At 63.2% G+C, this 17419-nt stretch carries 14 protein-coding genes; 4 read left to right on the top strand and 10 right to left on the bottom strand.

The features are described from left to right. Window positions 1-70: 70 nt before the first annotated feature. Window positions 71-1750: a glutamine--tRNA ligase/YqeY domain fusion protein gene (locus tag RO009_16805; protein MDT3686692.1), complete on the bottom strand. Its 1680-nt coding sequence runs from the start codon at window positions 1748-1750 to the stop codon at window positions 71-73. A 247-nt stretch (window positions 1751-1997) separates the two neighbouring features. Here RO009_16805 and gltX point away from each other — a divergent pair, with 247 nt between their 5' ends. From gltX to msrQ, 4 genes are all read left to right on the top strand, one after another. After that, entirely contained in the window at window positions 1998-3419 is a 1422-nt protein-coding gene (gene gltX, locus RO009_16800; GenBank protein MDT3686691.1) for a glutamate--tRNA ligase, read from the top strand. A 213-nt stretch (window positions 3420-3632) separates the two neighbouring features. Further along, on the top strand, window positions 3633-4946 hold the full coding sequence (gltA, locus tag RO009_16795) for a citrate synthase (GenBank protein ID MDT3686690.1): 1314 nt from the start codon (window positions 3633-3635) through the stop codon (window positions 4944-4946). A 258-nt stretch (window positions 4947-5204) separates the two neighbouring features. Then, window positions 5205-6155: a protein-methionine-sulfoxide reductase catalytic subunit MsrP gene (msrP, locus tag RO009_16790; protein MDT3686689.1), complete on the top strand. Its 951-nt coding sequence runs from the start codon at window positions 5205-5207 to the stop codon at window positions 6153-6155. A 2-nt stretch (window positions 6156-6157) separates the two neighbouring features. Further along, on the top strand, window positions 6158-6808 hold the full coding sequence (msrQ, locus tag RO009_16785) for a protein-methionine-sulfoxide reductase heme-binding subunit MsrQ (GenBank protein MDT3686688.1): 651 nt from the start codon (window positions 6158-6160) through the stop codon (window positions 6806-6808). 26 nt (window positions 6809-6834) lie between these two features. Here the strand turns inward: msrQ and RO009_16780 are convergent, their stop codons facing one another. The 9 genes from RO009_16780 to dxr all read right to left on the bottom strand — a co-directional run bounded on the left by RO009_16780 (window position 6835) and on the right by dxr (window position 17409). After that, complete coding sequence (locus RO009_16780; GenBank protein ID MDT3686687.1) at window positions 6835-7872, bottom strand: beta-ketoacyl-ACP synthase III; 1038 nt, start codon at window positions 7870-7872, stop codon at window positions 6835-6837. 122 nt (window positions 7873-7994) lie between these two features. Further along, window positions 7995-9161 (bottom strand): lipid-A-disaccharide synthase, encoded by a 1167-nt coding sequence (gene lpxB / locus RO009_16775; protein ID MDT3686686.1) that lies wholly within the window; start codon window positions 9159-9161, stop codon window positions 7995-7997. Beyond that, window positions 9158-10015, bottom strand: a complete 858-nt coding sequence (lpxI, locus tag RO009_16770; protein MDT3686685.1) for a UDP-2,3-diacylglucosamine diphosphatase LpxI — start codon at window positions 10013-10015, stop codon at window positions 9158-9160. The genes lpxB and lpxI overlap by 4 nt, the downstream gene beginning before the upstream one ends. Then, on the bottom strand, window positions 10015-10833 hold the full coding sequence (gene lpxA, locus RO009_16765) for an acyl-ACP--UDP-N-acetylglucosamine O-acyltransferase (GenBank protein ID MDT3686684.1): 819 nt from the start codon (window positions 10831-10833) through the stop codon (window positions 10015-10017). Before lpxA ends, lpxI begins: the two co-directional genes overlap by 1 nt. Before the next feature lie 10 nt (window positions 10834-10843). Next, window positions 10844-11305 (bottom strand): 3-hydroxyacyl-ACP dehydratase FabZ, encoded by a 462-nt coding sequence (gene fabZ, locus RO009_16760; GenBank protein MDT3686683.1) that lies wholly within the window; start codon window positions 11303-11305, stop codon window positions 10844-10846. A gap of 8 nt (window positions 11306-11313) precedes the next feature. Continuing rightward, entirely contained in the window at window positions 11314-12393 is a 1080-nt protein-coding gene (gene lpxD, locus RO009_16755) for a UDP-3-O-(3-hydroxymyristoyl)glucosamine N-acyltransferase (protein ID MDT3686682.1), read from the bottom strand. Between the two features lie 43 nt (window positions 12394-12436). Next, the gene (gene bamA, locus RO009_16750) at window positions 12437-14851 is read right to left on the bottom strand and encodes an outer membrane protein assembly factor BamA (protein MDT3686681.1); all 2415 of its coding nucleotides are present in this window, start codon (window positions 14849-14851) and stop codon (window positions 12437-12439) included. Between the two features lie 158 nt (window positions 14852-15009). Then, window positions 15010-16170, bottom strand: a complete 1161-nt coding sequence (gene rseP / locus RO009_16745) for an RIP metalloprotease RseP (protein ID MDT3686680.1) — start codon at window positions 16168-16170, stop codon at window positions 15010-15012. A 27-nt stretch (window positions 16171-16197) separates the two neighbouring features. After that, window positions 16198-17409 (bottom strand): 1-deoxy-D-xylulose-5-phosphate reductoisomerase, encoded by a 1212-nt coding sequence (dxr, locus tag RO009_16740; GenBank protein ID MDT3686679.1) that lies wholly within the window; start codon window positions 17407-17409, stop codon window positions 16198-16200. Window positions 17410-17419: the final 10 nt, after the last annotated feature.

Here is a 17419-nt window from a genome sequence, read left to right as displayed (position 1 = left end):
CCGTTCCGCGCATGCTGCCCACCGTCATTGTGACATGCGCGCGGCCGCGGGAACAGCCGCAAGTTGCAGGTCAGGTGCCTTGCACCTTGGCCCAACTGTCGCGCAGGCCGACGGTGCGGTTGAAAACCGGGCGTCCAGGCCGGGAATCCGGATCGAGGCAGAAATAGCCCTGCCGCTCGAACTGCACTGGCTCGGGTGAATTGCCCTGCGCCAGGGCGGGCTCGACCCGCGCATCGCTCAGCACTTCCAGCGAATTCGGGTTGAGATCGTTGACGAAATTCGCCGCATCCGGCTCCGGCTTTATAAAGAGCGGATTATAGAGCCGCACTTCCGCGGGCACGGCGTCCTTGGCCGAGACCCAATGGATCGTCGCCTTCACCTTGCGGCCGTCCGGCGCGTTTCCGCCCTTGGTTGCCGGATCGTAGGTGCAGCGCAGCTCGACCACATTGCCGGCGGCGTCCTTCACCACCTCGCGGCAGGTGATGAAATAGGCGTAGCGCAGCCGCACCTCGCTGCCGGGCGACAGGCGGAAGAACTTCTTCGGCGGGTTCTCCATGAAGTCGTCCTGCTCGATATAGATCTCGCGGCCGAAACGCAGGCGCCGCGTGCCCACGGCCGGATCGTCGGGATGATTGACGGCCTCGAGCTCTTCGCTCTGCCCCTCCGGATAATTCTCGATGACCACCTTCAGCGGCCGCAGCACCGCCATCCGACGCTGCGCGGTCTTGTTGAGAACCTCGCGGATGGAAAATTCCAGCATGCCGAGATCGACGAGGCTGTTCGCCTTGGCGACGCCGATGCGCTTGATGAAATCGCGTAGCGCCGAGGGCGGCACGCCGCGGCGGCGAATGCCGGCCAGCGTCGGCATGCGCGGATCGTCCCAGCCCGACACGTGTCCGCCCTTCACCAGCGCGTTCAGCACGCGCTTGGACAGCACCGTGTAAGTCAGGTTGAGCCGAGCGAATTCGTACTGGCGCGGCCGCGACGGCACCGGAAGATTTTCGATAAACCAGTCGTAGAGCGGACGGTGATCCTCGAATTCCAGCGTGCAGATCGAATGGGTGATGCCTTCGATCGCGTCCGATTGTCCGTGCGCGTAGTCGTAGCTCGGATAGATTTTCCACGTGTCACCGGTGCGCGGATGGGTGGCGTGCAGGATGCGATAGAGCACCGGGTCGCGCAGGTTGATGTTGCCCGACACCATATCGATCTTGGCGCGCAGCACCCGCGCGCCATTCGGGAATTCGCCCGCCCGCATGCGGCGAAACAGATCAAGATTTTCCTCGACGCTGCGATCCCGGAACGGACTGTTCTTTCCAGGCTCGGTGAGCGTGCCGCGATTGGCGCGCATCTCTTCCTGCGTCTGGTCGTCGACATAGGCCTTGCCGGCGCGGATGAGGTCCTCGGCCCAGCCGTAGAGCCGCTCGAAATAGTCGGAGGCGTGGTAGAGATGCGCCCCCCAGTCGAAGCCGAGCCAGCGCACGTCGCGCTCGATGGCATCGATATATTCCTGTTCCTCCTTGGTCGGATTGGTGTCGTCGAAGCGCAGATGGCAGCGCCCGCCGAACTCCTCCGCGATGCCGAAATTCAGGCAGATCGACTTGGCATGGCCGACATGCAGATAGCCGTTCGGCTCCGGCGGGAAGCGGGTGACGACCTGTTTGTGGCGCCCGGATGCAAGGTCGGCCTGCACGATGTCGCGGATGAAATCGCGCCCTGCTTCCGTCGTGGCCGGTTCGGCTGCCGTCATTCTGAATGATCCTGTCTGTCGTCTATGCGCCGCGCCGCCATCCGTTGCGCGGCCCGATGCGCGGCCTATCTGCCAGTTTCGTGCCGATCCGCCAAGGCCGGCGACTCCGCGCCGAAGCGGGGGACGGAACCGCCGTTTACCGTCGGGAAACCCTACGAGCACCTGCGGCGGCACGCCTTCACATTGCCCTGACCTGTAGCTGTGCTACAGGGACGCGGCTTTCGATTGGGACGCCGCCGCTCTTGCCATGACTGAAACCGTCGTTACCCGTTTCGCGCCGTCCCCGACCGGGTTTCTTCACATCGGCGGCGCACGTACGGCTTTGTTCAACTGGCTCTACGCCCGCGGACGCGGCGGCAAGATGCTGCTGCGGATCGAGGATACCGACCGCGAGCGATCCACCCAGGCGGCGATCGACGCCATTCTCGACGGCCTGTCCTGGCTCGGCATTACCTGGGATGACGACGTCATTTATCAATTCTCCCGCGCGGCACGGCATCGCGAGGTGGTCGAGGAATTGCTGGCGCGCGGGCAGGCCTATCGCTGTTTTGCCACGCCGCAGGAACTCGAGGAGATGCGCGAGAAGGCGCGGAGCGAAGGTAAGACCCGCCTTTACAACGGCCTCTGGCGCGACCGCGATCCGCGCGAGGCGCCGCCTGGCGCGAAACCGGCGATCCGGCTCAAGGCGCCATTGACCGGCGAGACCGTAGTCGAGGATCAGGTCCAGGGCCGCGTGGTCTGGCAGAACGAAAATCTCGACGATCTGGTGCTGCTGCGTTCCGATGGGACCCCGACCTACATGCTCGCGGTCGTGGTCGACGATCACGACATGGGCGTGACGCATATCATCCGCGGCGACGACCACCTGACCAACGGCGCGCGCCAGAAACAGATCTACGAGGCGCTGGGTTGGGATGTGCCGGTCATGGCACATATCCCGCTCATCCACGGGCCGGATGGCTCGAAGCTCTCCAAGCGGCATGGCGCGCTCGGCGTCGATGCCTATCGGGCGATGGGTTACTTGCCGGCGGCCTTGCGCAATTATCTGGTGCGACTCGGCTGGAGCCACGGCGACCAGGAAATTTTTTCAACCGAGGAAATGGTGGCTGCGTTCGACCTGCCGCAGATCGGTCGCTCCCCGGCGCGATTTGACTTCGCGAAACTGGAAAATCTCAACGGCCATTATATGCGTGCGAGCGCCGATACGGATTTGCTGGCGGCGCTGGAGCAGGCCCTGCCCCATATCGCCGGCGGCGCAGATCTGGCCGCGAAGATGACGCCGGCCTTGCGGGCCAGGCTTCTGAAGGCCATGCCGGGGCTGAAGGAGCGTGCCAAGACGCTGATCGAGTTGTTCGAGGGTACGCGCTTCATCTGGGCCGAGCGCCCGTTGCAGATCGACGACAAGGCGCAGGCCCTGCTCACGCCCGATGCCCGCAAATTACTTGCGCAGCTTGTGGAGAAGCTGTCAGCCAACACGACGTGGAGCGCGGCTTCGACCGAGCTCGATGTGCGGGCGGTGGCGGACGCCGCGGGTGTGAAGCTCGGCTCGGTCGCCCAGCCATTGCGCGCCGCGCTGACCGGCCGGACCACCTCGCCGGGCATTTTTGAGGTGCTCGAGGTTCTCGGGAAGGACGAGACCCTGGCGCGTCTGAGGGATCAGGCGGCCTGATCCAGGCTCGCGGTGAACCCGCCGGCATCCCCCGATTTTCATCCTTTCGTCGGGGTCCCCGGTCGCGCCTGCCGCATCTTGCAGCACGGAATGGGATGGGCTAGGCCAATCGGCAACAGACCTCACCCGCCGCAAGTTTCCGGGGCTTGCGGCCGACACCCGGCCCCGACCAGACGGGGTCATGAGGTCTGCCCGCTCACAGAGGAAATTTTCATGGACGCGAAGACGGGCGCCAATACCAAGACCGGCAAGCTCACGATTGGTGAGAAAAGCTGGGATATGCCGATCTACCCGGGGACCATCGGTCCCGACGTGCTCGATATCGCAAAGCTTTACGGCCAGGCCGGGATGTTCACCTATGACCCCGGCTTCACCTCGACCGCGAGCTGCGAGTCCAAGATCACCTATATCGACGGCGACGAGGGCGTCCTCCTCTATCGCGGCTACCCGATCGAGCAGCTCGCCGAGCACGGCGACTTCCTGGAGACCTGCTATCTCCTGCTCTTTGGCGAATTGCCGACGGCCGCGCAGAAGGCGGATTTCGTCAAGCGCGTGACGAACCATACCATGGTGCACGAGCAGATGAGCCGCTTCCTCCAGGGCTTCCGCCGCGATGCGCATCCGATGTCGGTGATGGTCGGCTCGGTCGGCGCACTGTCGGCCTTCTATCATGACTCGACCGACATCTCCGATCCGCATCAGCGCCTGGTCGCCTCGATCCGCATGATCGCGAAAATGCCGACGCTGGCGGCGATGGCCTACAAGTACACTATCGGCCAGCCGTTCGTGTATCCGACCAATTCGCTCGAATACTCGTCGAACTTCCTGAAGATGTGCTTCGCTGTGCCGTGCGAGGAGTACAAGGCCAATCCGGTTCTCGCGCGCGCGATGGATCGCATCTTCATCCTGCACGCCGACCACGAGCAGAACGCCTCGACCTCGACCGTGCGGCTGGCCGGCTCCTCCGGCGCCAATCCCTTCGCCTGCATCGCGGCTGGCATTGCCTGCCTCTGGGGCCCCGCGCATGGCGGCGCCAATGAAGCCGCTCTGAAGATGCTGGAGGAGATCGGCAGCGTCGACCGGATCCCCGAATACATCAAGCGTTCGAAGGACAAGAGCGATAGCTTCCGCCTGATGGGCTTCGGCCACCGCGTTTACAAAAACTATGATCCGCGCGCCAAGATCATGCAGAAGACCTGCCACGAAGTGCTGGCCGAGGTCGGCCACAGGGATGATCCCCTGCTCGAAGTGGCGATGGAGCTCGAGCGCATCGCGCTGTCGGACGAGTATTTCATCGAGAAGAAGCTTTATCCAAATATCGATTTCTATTCGGGCATCACGCTGAAAGCGATGGGCTTCCCGACCTCGATGTTCACCGTGCTGTTCGCGGTCGCCCGCACCGTCGGCTGGATCGCGCAGTGGAAGGAAATGATCGAGGACCCGCACCAGAAGATTGGCCGCCCGCGCCAGCTGTATACCGGCGCCACCCGGCGCGACTACGTGCCGATTTCGACGCGAAAATCGTGAAGATTTGTCAGGCCGGCTGACGCCGAACGCGGAGGTTACCGCGTTCGGTCATTATCGTTTTGCCTAGGCCGGAACTATCCGAGCACCGGCCTTTTTGTCGCAGCTGTCGCGTCCGTTCACGAACGCGTGTGCGCGTAACATTGTTGTCCTCACCAGCGAATGACTGGACGGGGAGCGGGCAAACTCCGACATTAACGTTCGGGAATTTTGCCGGCTCGCCGCTGTTCGGCCTAAGGCGAACGACATTTGTGAGGATCGATGGGCAAGCGCTTCACCCCCGACATTGCGCCTTCCGAAATCACGCCGCGCGCCATCTATCTGCGGCGCCGCGAATTCGTGGCTGGTGCGGTTTCGGCCGGGCTGGTCGGCACGATGATGCCGTGGACGTCGGCAGTGGCCGCGCCGCTACAATTCTCCAAAAGCCCCCTGTCCGCCACGGAGCCGCTCACGCCGCGCAAGGACGTCACTGCCTACAACAATTTCTACGAGTTTGGTGCCGACAAGGATGATCCGGCGCGCAACGCGCATACGCTGACGACCAAGCCCTGGACGGTGAAAATCGACGGACTGGTCGGCAAGCCCGCCGACTATGATTTTGACGACCTGATCAGGAACGCCGCACTGGAAGAGCGCATCTATCGCATGCGTTGTGTCGAGGGCTGGTCGATGGTGATCCCCTGGATCGGCATTCCGCTCGCTGACATTTTCAAGCGTGTGGAGCCGCAAGGCAGCGCCAAATATGTCGCCTTTGAAACCCTGGTGCGCCCGGAGGAAATGCCAGGTCAGCGCGGATTCTTCCAACCGCTGCCCTGGCCCTATGTCGAAGGCCTGCGGCTGGACGAGGCCATGCATCCGCTCACCATTCTTGCGGTCGGTCTCTATGGCGAGACCCTACCCAATCAGAATGGCGCGCCTATTCGCCTCGTAGTGCCGTGGAAATACGGTTTCAAAAGCATCAAGTCGATTGTACGCATCAGCTTCACCGAGAAGCAGCCGCCTACGTCGTGGAATCTGCAGAACCCGCGCGAATATGGATTCTATTCGAACGTCAATCCGAAGGTCGATCATCCGCGCTGGAGTCAGGCGACCGAGCGCCGCATCGGCGAGAGCGGCCTGTTCGTGAAACGGCGCGAGACGCTGATGTTCAACGGCTATGGCGAACAGGTCGCCTCGCTCTATGCCGGCCTTGATCTGAAGGCCAATTACTGAACATGGCGATATCCGCCGCAATCCCCGCGCCGCTCACCCGTCTGGCCGTCGGCACCGACCCGGTGCGTCGCGCCATCTACATAATGGGGCTGACTCCGGCAGTCTGGTATTTCTATCTCGGCGTCACCGACACGCTCGGCGCCGATCCGCAGAAGACGCTCGAGCGGCTGCTCGGTCTTTGGGCCTTGCGCTTTCTGATCATCGGGCTTGCCATCTCGCCGTTGCGCCAGCTCGGCGGGCCCAACCTGATCCGCTGGCGGCGCACCATCGGTCTGCTCGCCTTCTACTATGCTTGCTTGCATCTGAGCGTCTACATGCTGCTGGATCAGGGGCTCGCCTGGTCCGCGATCTGGGCCGACATCATCAAACGTCCGTTCATCACCGTCGGCATGCTGGCCTTTACCCTGCTGGTGCCGCTCGCCATCACCTCCAACAACGCGATGATCCGCCGGCTCGGCGGTTCGGCCTGGAACCGGCTGCACCGCCTAGTTTATGTCGTGGCGGCGGCTGCCGTCCTGCATTTTGTGATGCTGGTGAAATCGTGGACGCCGGAACTGGCACTTTATGTCGCGCTGATTGCGGGACTGCTGCTGTTCCGGCTGGTGATGTCGTTCCGCAAACGCCGACGGACACGAGCGAAGTTGCCTGTCTGATATCCGACGGCGGTCTTCGCGGCGCTCTATCGCACCTTCCCGTTTCCGTTCGCACGCGCCCCGTCATACGCCCAGGTGAGATACGCCGCGCCCCAGGTGAAGCCGCCGCCAAAGGCGGCGAGCACGAGACGGTCGCCGGCTTTCAGTTTGTCTTCGTAGTCCCAGAGGCAGAGCGGGATCGTCGCGGCGGTCGTGTTGCCGTATTTCTGGATCACCATCATCACGCGATCCATCGGCAGGCCCATGCGTTCGGCGGTGGATTCAATTATGCGCTTGTTGGCCTGATGCGGCACCAGCCAGTCGATCATGTCGGCGCGCAGATTGTTGCGCGACATGATCTCCTGCGACACCTCCGCCATCTTGGCGATGGCGAATTTGTAGACCGCGGCGCCCTCTTGATGCACGTAGTGCAGGCGCTTGGCGACGGTCTCGGCGCTTGGCGGCAGGCGGCTGCCGCCGGCCTTCTGGTGCAGATGGATCATGCCGGAGCCGTCGGAGCGGATCAGCGTGTCCATAATGCCTTCGCCGTTCTCGCTCGCCTCAACCAGCACCGCGCCGGCGCCATCGCCGAAAATCACGCACGTGGCGCGGTCGGTGTAATCGATGATCGCGGACATCTTGTCGGCGCCGACCACCACCACCTTCCTGCATTGCCCGGTGGCGATGAATTGCGAGGCGATGGTGACGGCGTAGATAAAGCCCGAACACGCTGCCTGCACGTCAAACGAGCCGATGGGACCGACACCGACCATGTCGCAAATGAGATTGGCGGTGGAAGGAAAAACGAAATCGGGAGTCGTCGTGGCGCAGATCAAAAGGTCGATCTCGCTCGCCTTGGTGCCGGTCCGCTCCAAGAGCCCTCGCACGGCCTCCGCCCCCATATGCGAGGTGCCGAGCCCCTCGCCCTTCAGGATGCGGCGCTCCTTGATGCCGGTGCGCTCGGTGATCCAGGCGTCAGAGGTATCGACCATGCGGGCGAGTTCGGCATTGCTCAGGACATAGTCCGGAAGGTAGCCGTAAACACCTGTAATTGCAGCTCTTTTTGGAAAATGGCCGTTCTGCATCTAATCCCGGACCCATCGACCGCGGCAATATCCGCCGGCACGTCCCCGCGGCAAATTAGACGGGTGCAGCGCGGGATGCCAGCCTTTCGGCGCGATGCACGGCCGTCATTGGAAACAAATTGTCACCGTCTGTAACCGACCTGCGACGGTGCCCGGGCGAGATCGAGGACGATGTCAGCGGCCTTACCGGCCGGCGCGGCCGTGCCGATCTCAAGGATGGCATCGAGCCGGGCAAAGGCGTCGGTCTGGCGCCGCCGTTCCGGCGTATCAGATAAGAGCGGCTGCAGGGCGGCGGCGAGCGTCTCTGGCCGGCAATCCTGCTGGATGAATTCAGGAACCACGTTCTCCGCCAGCACCAGATTGGCAAGGATCACCGAAGGAACCTTGATCAGGCGCCGCGCGATCGCCGCCTCGAGGCCGGACACCTTGTAGGCGGTCACCATCGGCACTCCGGACACCGCGAGCTCCAGCGTTACCGTGCCGGACTTGGCCAGGGCTGCCCGTGCCGTACGGAAGGCGGCGTGGCGGTCCTCCCGCTTCACTACAATACGGGGCCGTATCGGCCAATGCGCAGTTTCCCGGGTGACCACGTCAGCAAGATGCGCTGTCGTTGGAATGACGATGTCGAGCGGCCAGACCTTTTTCGCAATCAGCTCCACGGTGCGGCGGAACGGCTCGATCAGCCGCTTGATCTCCCCGCGCCGGCTGCCCGGCAGAACCAGGAGCACCGGCGGATCGGCGGTGCGCCGCGCTGTCTCCTGCGCATCCGGCCGCAGATCGCCTGCCTGCTCCACCAGCGGATGACCGACATAGGTGCAGAGCGGCCCGCCGAGCTTGCGGTGCACTTCCGGCTCGAACGGCAGCAAGGCCAGCACGTGATCGATATAGCGCCGCATCACGCGCGCCCGCCGCGGCCGCCAGGCCCAGACCGAGGGCGAGACGTAGTCCACGATCGGGATCTGCGGCGCATATTTGCGGATGCGCCGTGCCACGCGGTGGGTGAAATCCGGCGCGTCGATGATCACCACCACGTCCGGCTTTTCGCTCACTGCCGCCCGCGCAGTCTGGCGAATCCGGCTCAGGATTTTCGGCAGCCGCTGCGGAATGGTGGCGAGGCCCACAATGGCGAGATCGTCAATGCGGAACAGCGACGGCAAGCCTTCCGCCGCCATGTCGAAGCCCCCCACTCCGCGGAACACGATGCCAGGCTCTTTCGCCTTCAGCGAGCGCATCAGCGCCGCGCCGAGGCGGTCGCCGGATTCCTCGCCCGCGACCAGAAAGACCTTCATGTGTCCCGCATCCCGACCACGAACAGGCCGGCCTTGTCGGCGGCATCGATCAACGCCTGCGGCTCGGCGACGATGGTGCCGCCCGCGATTACCGCAATCCCCGAGAGTCCTGCCTGCGCAGCGCCTGCGATAGTGCGCGGCCCGATCGAGGGCAGATCGAAGCGGCGGTCCTGGCCGGGCTTGGGCGCCTTCACCAGCACGCCGCCCTTCTGCTTGCGAATACGCCCGCTGCGCCGGAGTTCGGCGACGCGTTCCAGCATGCGATCGGTGCCTTCTGCGGCTTCCAGCGCCAGCACATGATTGTTCGCAATAACAACCGCTTGTCCAACGTCAAACGGCCCGATCGCATGCAACAGCGCCAAGCCGCGCCCGATATCGGCATTGTCGGTGTCATCGGGCTTGCGCGCCCCCAGCGCGCCTTCCGGCACCAGAATGTCCGGCGCCACTTCATGCGCGCCCAGAAGGCGAAAGCCATGATGCTCGAAAATCCGCGCCACGCCGGACAGCAGATGATCGTCACCGCCATAATAGGCGCGGATCACACGCGGCAGCACCAGCAGGGTCTGCCAGTCCAGCGCAAGCTGCGAAATCGCCGGCCGCACCAGCGAACCGATCATGATCACATCGCGCACGCCCTCGCTGCGCGCCGTCTTCAGAAACCAGCCGACCTGGCCGATCTTCATCCAGTGATGCGGAAAGCGCTCGACCACGTCGGCGTCAGCAAAACCGCGCAGGGGAAATAGCACGGCCCGCCGCCCCTGCCGCATCACCGCTTCCGCCACCGTCTGCGGAAAGGTGCCGCCGCCGCAAATGATGGCGACGGTCCCGGTCTCGGTCGCGGCGGCCGCGCTCATCAGACGGTGGCCGGTTCGCTTTCGAGGCCGGCGCTGTCCGGCTTCATCAACGGACGCGATCCGCCGTCACGAATGAACTGAAGCACTTTCGCCACCAGCGGATCTTCTCCGAAGGCGCGCGACACTGCCTCCACGCGCTCCTTGAAAACGCCGCGCACATGAAAGAGCGCGCGATAGGCCTGACGCAGATTGTGGATGTCGGTGCGGGACACACCGCGCCGGCGCAGACCGACGACATTCAGCCCGTCCAGCACGGCGCGCTGTCCGATGGCGAATCCGAAGGGAATGATGTCGGCGGCGACGCCCGCCACACCGGAGATCATCACACTTTCGCCGATGCGCACGAATTGATGGATCGCCGAATTGCCGCCGATGAAGACGAAATCCTCGACCAGCACATGGCCGCCGAGCACGGCATTGTTGGCCATGATCACGTTGTTGCCGACCTTGCAATCATGCCCCACATGCGTGTTGACCATCAGGAAGCATTTGTCGCCGACTTCGGTCACGCCGCGATCGTCTTCGGTGCCCGTATTCATCGTCACGTGTTCCCGGATGTCGCAATCGGCGCCGATGACGAGCCGCGTCGGCCCGCCGCGGTAGCGCGCCGATTGCGGCGGCGTGCCGAGCGACGCGAAGGGAGCGATCCTAGTGCGTGGGCCGATGCTCGTATGCCCCGTCACATGCACATGTGCCGTCAGCCGGCAGCCTTCGGCGATCGACACATCGGGGCCGATGACGCAATAGGGGCCGACGAAAACATCTTTCGCGATGACCGCGCCGTCGGCGACGCGGGCGGTCGGATCGATCATCGTCATGCGCGCTCGCTCACTTGCTGACAATCATGGCGCCGACTTCGGCTTCGGCGACAATGTTGTCGCCGACTTTAGCTTCTCCGCGGTACCACCACATGTTCTTGCGCCGGGCGATGTTGGCCATGTGATATTCCAGGGTGTCGCCGGGGCCCACCTGCTTGCGGAACTTGGCCTTGTCGATGGTGAGAAAGAACACCGTGTTGGACGGGCCGCCGACCTCGCCCGACGAAATGCAGATGACGCCCGCCGTCTGCGCCATGCCCTCGATCATCAGCACGCCGGGGAAGACCGGATTTTCCGGAAAATGCCCCATGAATTGCGGCTCGTTATAGGTCACGTTCTTGATGCCGATGCCGGACTGCGCGCCGCGCATCTGCACCACCCGATCCACCATCAGAAACGGATAGCGATGCGGCAACGACTTCAGGATTCTGGCGATATCGGCGGCTTCAACCTGGCTTGGGCTATCACTCATGGCAAAGTTCACTCGTCGATATCGGCTTTTTCGGAATTGTCCCAATGATCCTTGTCGGCCCGTTTGGCCAGGCGCTCAAGTATAAACACTTCGCGCATCCATTGCTTGGCCGGTCGCCCGGGAATGCCGGCCCAGCGGGCGCCTGCGGGCACAATGCCGTGCAGTGCACTCATGGCGGCGATCTGGGCCCCCTCGCCGATCACGGTCTGCGGCGCGATGGTTACCCGTCCACCCAGCGCCACGTAATCTTCGAGGGTGACGGTGCCGCCGATCGCGGCGTGGGCGACGATGATGCAATGGCGGCCGATCACGACGTTGTGGGCGATCTGGCAGAGATTGTCGATCTTGCTGCCCTCGCCGATCACGGTGTCACGAATGGCCCCCCGGTCGATCATGGTGCCGGCGCCGATCTCGACATCGTCCTGAATGATGACGCGGCCCACCTGCGGTATCTTTACATGCCCGGTCGGCGCCATCGAATAGCCGAAGCCGTCCTGGCCGATCTGGCATCCGGAATGAATGATGACCCGGTCGCCGATCAGGGCATGTGTGATCGAGCATTGGGGTCCGATATTGCAGTCGCGTCCGATCCGGACGTCGGTGCCGATGGCGGCATTGGCGCCGATGATGCTGCCGGCGCCGATCTCCGCCCGCGGCCCGATCACGACGCCCGGATCGATGGTGACATTCTCTTCCAGCCGCGCCGTGGGGTGGATGGTGGCGCTGGGCGAGACCCCCTGTGCCTCGAACAGAGATGACGGACGCAGCGCATCCGCAAACAGCGCGCGCGACACCGTCACATAGGCACGAAACGCATCGCGCACCTGCAAGGCGACGACATGCTCGGGAACGCGCGCGGCGAGCCGCGCCGAGACAAGGCAGGCCCCTGCCCGGGTCTTGGCGGCCGCGTCGGCATACTGCCCTTTTTCCAGAAAGGAGAGGTCGCGCGGACCGGCGCGATCGAGCGGCGCCACATTGGTGATGACGCGATCGGCCGCGCCCTCGTTCCTGAGCGTCGCGCCGGTCAGGGCCGCGATCTCGCCGATCGTCAGCCCTTTCTTTGCCTTGAAGAAGTGCGGCTCGGTCATGCCACCATGCCGTGGCCGGGGATGGCCAATCCGTGAAGAATAATCAGAAGCGGGTGCCGCCGCCGAACCGGAATTCCTGAACGATATCGTAGTTCTGCTTCATCACCGGGATCGAGTAGTCGAACCGTAGCGGACCAAATGGCGAATCCCAGATCAGGCCGGCGCCGACCGAGGCGCGCACGGCGTTCTCGTCAACGAAGGTCATGGTTTCTGTAAGTCCGCCACTCGTGAACGCGGTCGGTCCCTTGTAATTCCAGACCGAACCGGCATCCGCAAAGACGGCGGCCTTGATGCCGATATCCTTCGGGATGAAGTAAAGCGGGACCTGGAATTCAACCGAGGCGCCCCAGTACATGGTGCCCCCCAGGGAATCCTGCGTCGTATTGGGGGTCTGGTCGCGCGGGCCGATGCCGTTGGTGCGGAAACCGCGCACCAGATTGGGGCCCATCTGGAACTGATCGAGGAACCGCAAATCACCGCCGCCCCACCCGGCGATATGACCACCCTGAAGGCGAAGCACGCCGACGATGTCGGGGAACACTTCCTGGTAGAAGCGCGCGTCACCGGTGGTGCGGATGAATTTCACGTCGCCGCCAAGGCCGGCGAAATCCTGCTTGAACTCGGCGCGAATGCCCTGGGTTGGGTTCTTGTTGTTGTCGAGCGTGTTGTAGATGAAGCTGTAACCGGCCATCGACGTGAGGGTCGCACCGTCCAGCAGCGTGATACGCACCGGAAGCGAGGGAACCGTGGTGCCCGCGGAGGCGCAAGAGTTGATCTGAGCCTGCGTCTGAGGAATGGTTGTAAAGCAGCTGCTCAGATCATCATCCAGCGTGATTTCCTGCTGATAGAGCGAATAACGGACCTGGAATGTCAGGTCCTCGCGCAACTGGAATCCAAGCCGGACGGCGCCGCCGATATTGCGGGTATTATACGACGAGTAGTCGCTGTTGTTGGTCTCCTTGGCGAACACGTCGAGGCCCAGCGCCATGCGATAGCCGAGGAAATAGGGCTCGACGAAGCCGACCTCGAAGCCCCTGGCGCGCTGGCCGTATTGCACCGACGCCCTCACGTACTGGCCGCGGCCCAGGAGGTTGCGCTCACCGACCGACACCTCGCCCAGCCAGCCGTCCGCGGTCGAATAGCCGCCCATGATGGCGAATTCGCCGGTCGACTGCTCTTCGACATCGACGTTCAGAACAATACGGTCAGGTGCCGAGCCCGGCTCGTTCGTGATCTTGACGGTCTTGAAATAGTTCAGGTTCTTCAGGCGCCGCTCGGCGCGATCGACCAGCGCGCGGTTATAGGCGTCGCCTTCCGAAATATCGAATTCGCGGCGAATGACGTAATCGCGCGTGCGCGTGTTGCCACGGATGTTGATGCGCTCGATATAGGCGCGCGAACCTTCGTCGACGACAAAAGCGACGTTGATCAGACGCCGTTCGAAATCGCGCTCGCCGCGCGGCCGCACAGTGGCGAAGGGATAGCCGGCTCTGGCTAGTTCGATCGAGACGTCTTCAACCGTCTTCTCAACCGCCTCTGCGTTATAGACCGCGCCGGACTTGGTCTTCAGCCTGGACTTCACTTGGTTGACGTCGATCGCCCGCACATTCGACAACAGCTCGACGGCGCCGAAGCGATACTGGTCGCCTTCTTCGATCGTGAAGGTGATGATGAAGCCCTTCTGGCCAGGATCGTATTCGCCAATGGCGGACACGATGCGCACATCGGCAAAGCCGTGCTTCAGATAGAAGCGGCGCAGCAAGTCGCGGTCGGCTTCCATCCGGTCCGGATCATAAATGTCGGAATTCTTCAGGAAGCTGAGGAGATTGCTCTCCGTCGTCTTGATGACGTCCTTCAGCCGGAAATCGGAATAGGCCTTGTTGCCGACGAAGCGGATTTTCTTGACGCCGGTCTTCTCGCCTTCGCGGATTTCAAAGACGAGGTCGACGCGATTGTTCGGCAATTCGATGATTTTCGGTGTGACCGAGACATCGAAGCGGCCGTTGCGGCGATAGGTTTCGACGATGCGCTGAACGTCGCTCTGCACGACCGGACGCGAGAGCGTGCCGCGCGGCTTCGACTGGATTTCGGCGAGGAGCTGTTCGTCCTTGGCGCGCTTGTTGCCCTCAAAGGCGATGCGGTTGATAACCTGGTTCTCAACCACGGTCACGACAATGCGGCCACCGGGCTGGCTGATCCGCACATCCTGGAAAAGACCAGTAGCGTAAAGCGCCTTGAGCGCGGCGTCGATTTCGACCGGGCCAATACGGCCGCCGGGACCGGGCCGGAAATACGAGCGGATGGTGTCCGCCTCGACGCGGCGATTACCTTCGACCGAAATCGATTGAGCATAGGCTACGTCGGCCGTCACCACGGCAGTGGCAACACCCCCCAATACGCTCCCCACGAGGAGAAAGGCCGCAAGGCCGAGCCCTCGGATTACCCGGGCAATTCCCATTCCCACGCGCCCTATACCCCGCCCTCTATCGAACGCCGAATCGTTAAAAAAGCCTCTAATCGCCCCATGTTCTTACAGGCTTTGATCGGTCATGCAAACAAATAGGCTGCCACATTTCCCTGAGCCCTCAACAAGTTGCGCCCAAGACACAGATCAGGTCACGACCCGGCCGCCTTGAGGAAATGCATGATGTCGTTGCGGGTGGCAAAGATCATGAGGGCGGCAACCAGTACCAGTCCGATCCGGAAGCCGATCTCCTGGCTACGCTCGGAGAGCGGCTGCCGCCGCACGGCCTCGATCAGGTAGAACAAAAGGTGTCCACCGTCCAAAAGCGGGACCGGGAACAGGTTGAGCAGGCCGATCGAGACTGAGAGCACGGCCGCCAGGTTCATCAGCGCGACAAATCCAAGCGTCGCAACCTGCCCCGACACCTGGGCGATCCGCAGCGGCCCGCCGAGCTGGTCGGCCGCTTCCCGGCCGACAATCACGCCGCCCAGATAGGACATGGTGCGCTCAATCACGAACCATGTCTCTTCAACGCCTTCCGACAAGGCCCTGAGTGGCGGGGATTTTTCCAGCTTGGCACCGCCCGGATCAAGCGCCCGGCTGATGCCGAGGACGCCGATGCGATGCACATTGCCGAAATTGTCCTTCACCTCGCGCAGAGACGGGGTCGCCTTCAGGACCAGCCGCATGCCGCCCCGATCCACCGTGATTTCGAGCGGCTCGCCGGCGCTACCGCTGACCACCCGCTGCATGTCCGAGAAGGTCGCGATCGGGCGGCCGTTGATGGCGGTGATGACGTCCCCGGCCACAAAGCCGGCCGCGGCTGCCGCACTGTCCGGCTGCACCGAATCCACGCGGGCGGTCGTCGACTGCTTGCCGTGGAACATGAAGATCCCGGCGAAAATCACGATCGCCAGAATGAAATTGGCGATCGGCCCGGCGGCAACGATGGCCGCGCGTTTTGCCACCGGCTGGTGATGGAAGCTTTCCTTGCGCTCGGCCGCAGTCATGGCTGCAACGGTCGCCTGGTCGGGGGCGCTGGCGGCGTTTTCGTCGCCGAAGAATTTCACATAGCCGCCAAGCGGAATGGCCGAAATCTTCCAGCGGGTGCCGTGGCGGTCATTGAAGCCAACGAGTTCGGGGCCAAAGCCGACAGAAAAGGTGAGCACCCTGACCCCGCCCCAGCGGGCCACGAGAAAATGTCCCAACTCGTGGAAGAAGACCACGATGGTAAGGACGAAGAGAAACGGGATCAGGTAGCCGGTGATGCCGCCGCCAAGCGCGCTGAGGGGAGACAGAAGGTCAAAACTCATGATTGCGCACCTCAGGCTGGACGATGGCTAGGATGCCTTAGCCGCGATTTCTGGCAAGAGATCGGCGGCCAGGCTTCTCGATATATGGTCAATGGCGAGAGCATCTTCGATGCTCGTCGGCTCGCGGCTGATGTTGCGGCGCTCGGCGGCGAGCATTGTCGCCTCTACGAGCATTGCAATACCGGCAAATCCGAGGCGGCGGTTGAGAAATTCGGCCACCGCCACCTCATTCGCGGCATTCAGCACCGTTGTTTTCCCATTTCCTGCGGCAAGTGCCTGCCGGGCCAAAGCAAGCGCCGGAAAGCGGGCAAAGTCAGGCGCTTCGAAGGTCAATGTGGCAAGCTGCTTGAAGTCGAGGCGGGAGGCTGGTTGCTGGCTGCGGTCGGGCCAGGAGAGGCAATAGGAAATCGGAACGCGCATATCGGGCGCGCCAAGCTGGGCCACCAGCGAACCGTCGCGGAATTCCACCATGGCATGCACGACCGACTGAGGATGAACCAGGACATCCAATTGGTCGGGAGGCAACTGAAACAGGTGATGCGCTTCGATCAGTTCGAGGCCCTTGTTCATCAGCGTTGCGGAGTCGATGGTGATCTTGGCGCCCATCGACCAGTTCGGATGCCGCAGGGCCTGTTCAGGCGTGGCTGCGGTAATTGCAGCGGCATCCCAGGTCCGGAATGGTCCTCCGGACGCGGTCAGAATGACCCGCTGAACCTCGTTGCGCCCTCCCGCCTTCAGCGCCTGAAAGACGCCATTATGCTCAGAGTCGACGGGAAGGACCGTCGCACCGACCGTTGCCGCGCGCTGCATGAACAACGACCCTGCGCATACTAGACACTCCTTGTTGGCGAGCGCGATTGTGGCGCCCCGTTCCACTGCAGCCATGGTCGGCGCGAGGCCGGAGGCGCCCATGATCGCGGCCATCACCAAATCCGCTGGCCGCTGGGCGGCTTCGATCAACGCGGAGCCGCCGGCCCCTGCTTCAATACCGGTCCCGGACAAGGCATCTTTCAACTCCGCGTAGTGCGCCGGATCGCTGATCGCCGCAAACCGCGCGTTGAGTGATCGCGCTAACGCCGCGAGCGCCGCCGCATTGCGATGCGCCGTGACGGACTCAATGCAATATCCTCCCGGGTCCCTCTGCAGCAGGTCGACGGTGCTGGCGCCGATCGAGCCCGTGGCGCCGAGCAGGCTGATGGATCGCGCCTCCCGCTTGCCCGCCATTGCTTGCTGCGCCATCGGCGCGCGG

The organism is Pseudorhodoplanes sp., from assembly GCA_032027085.1.
In the GTDB taxonomy this organism is placed as follows: Bacteria; Pseudomonadota; Alphaproteobacteria; order Rhizobiales; family Xanthobacteraceae; genus Pseudorhodoplanes.
Note: the sequence above shows the minus strand (reverse complement) of the source record. Positions and strands in the feature narration are given on the sequence as shown.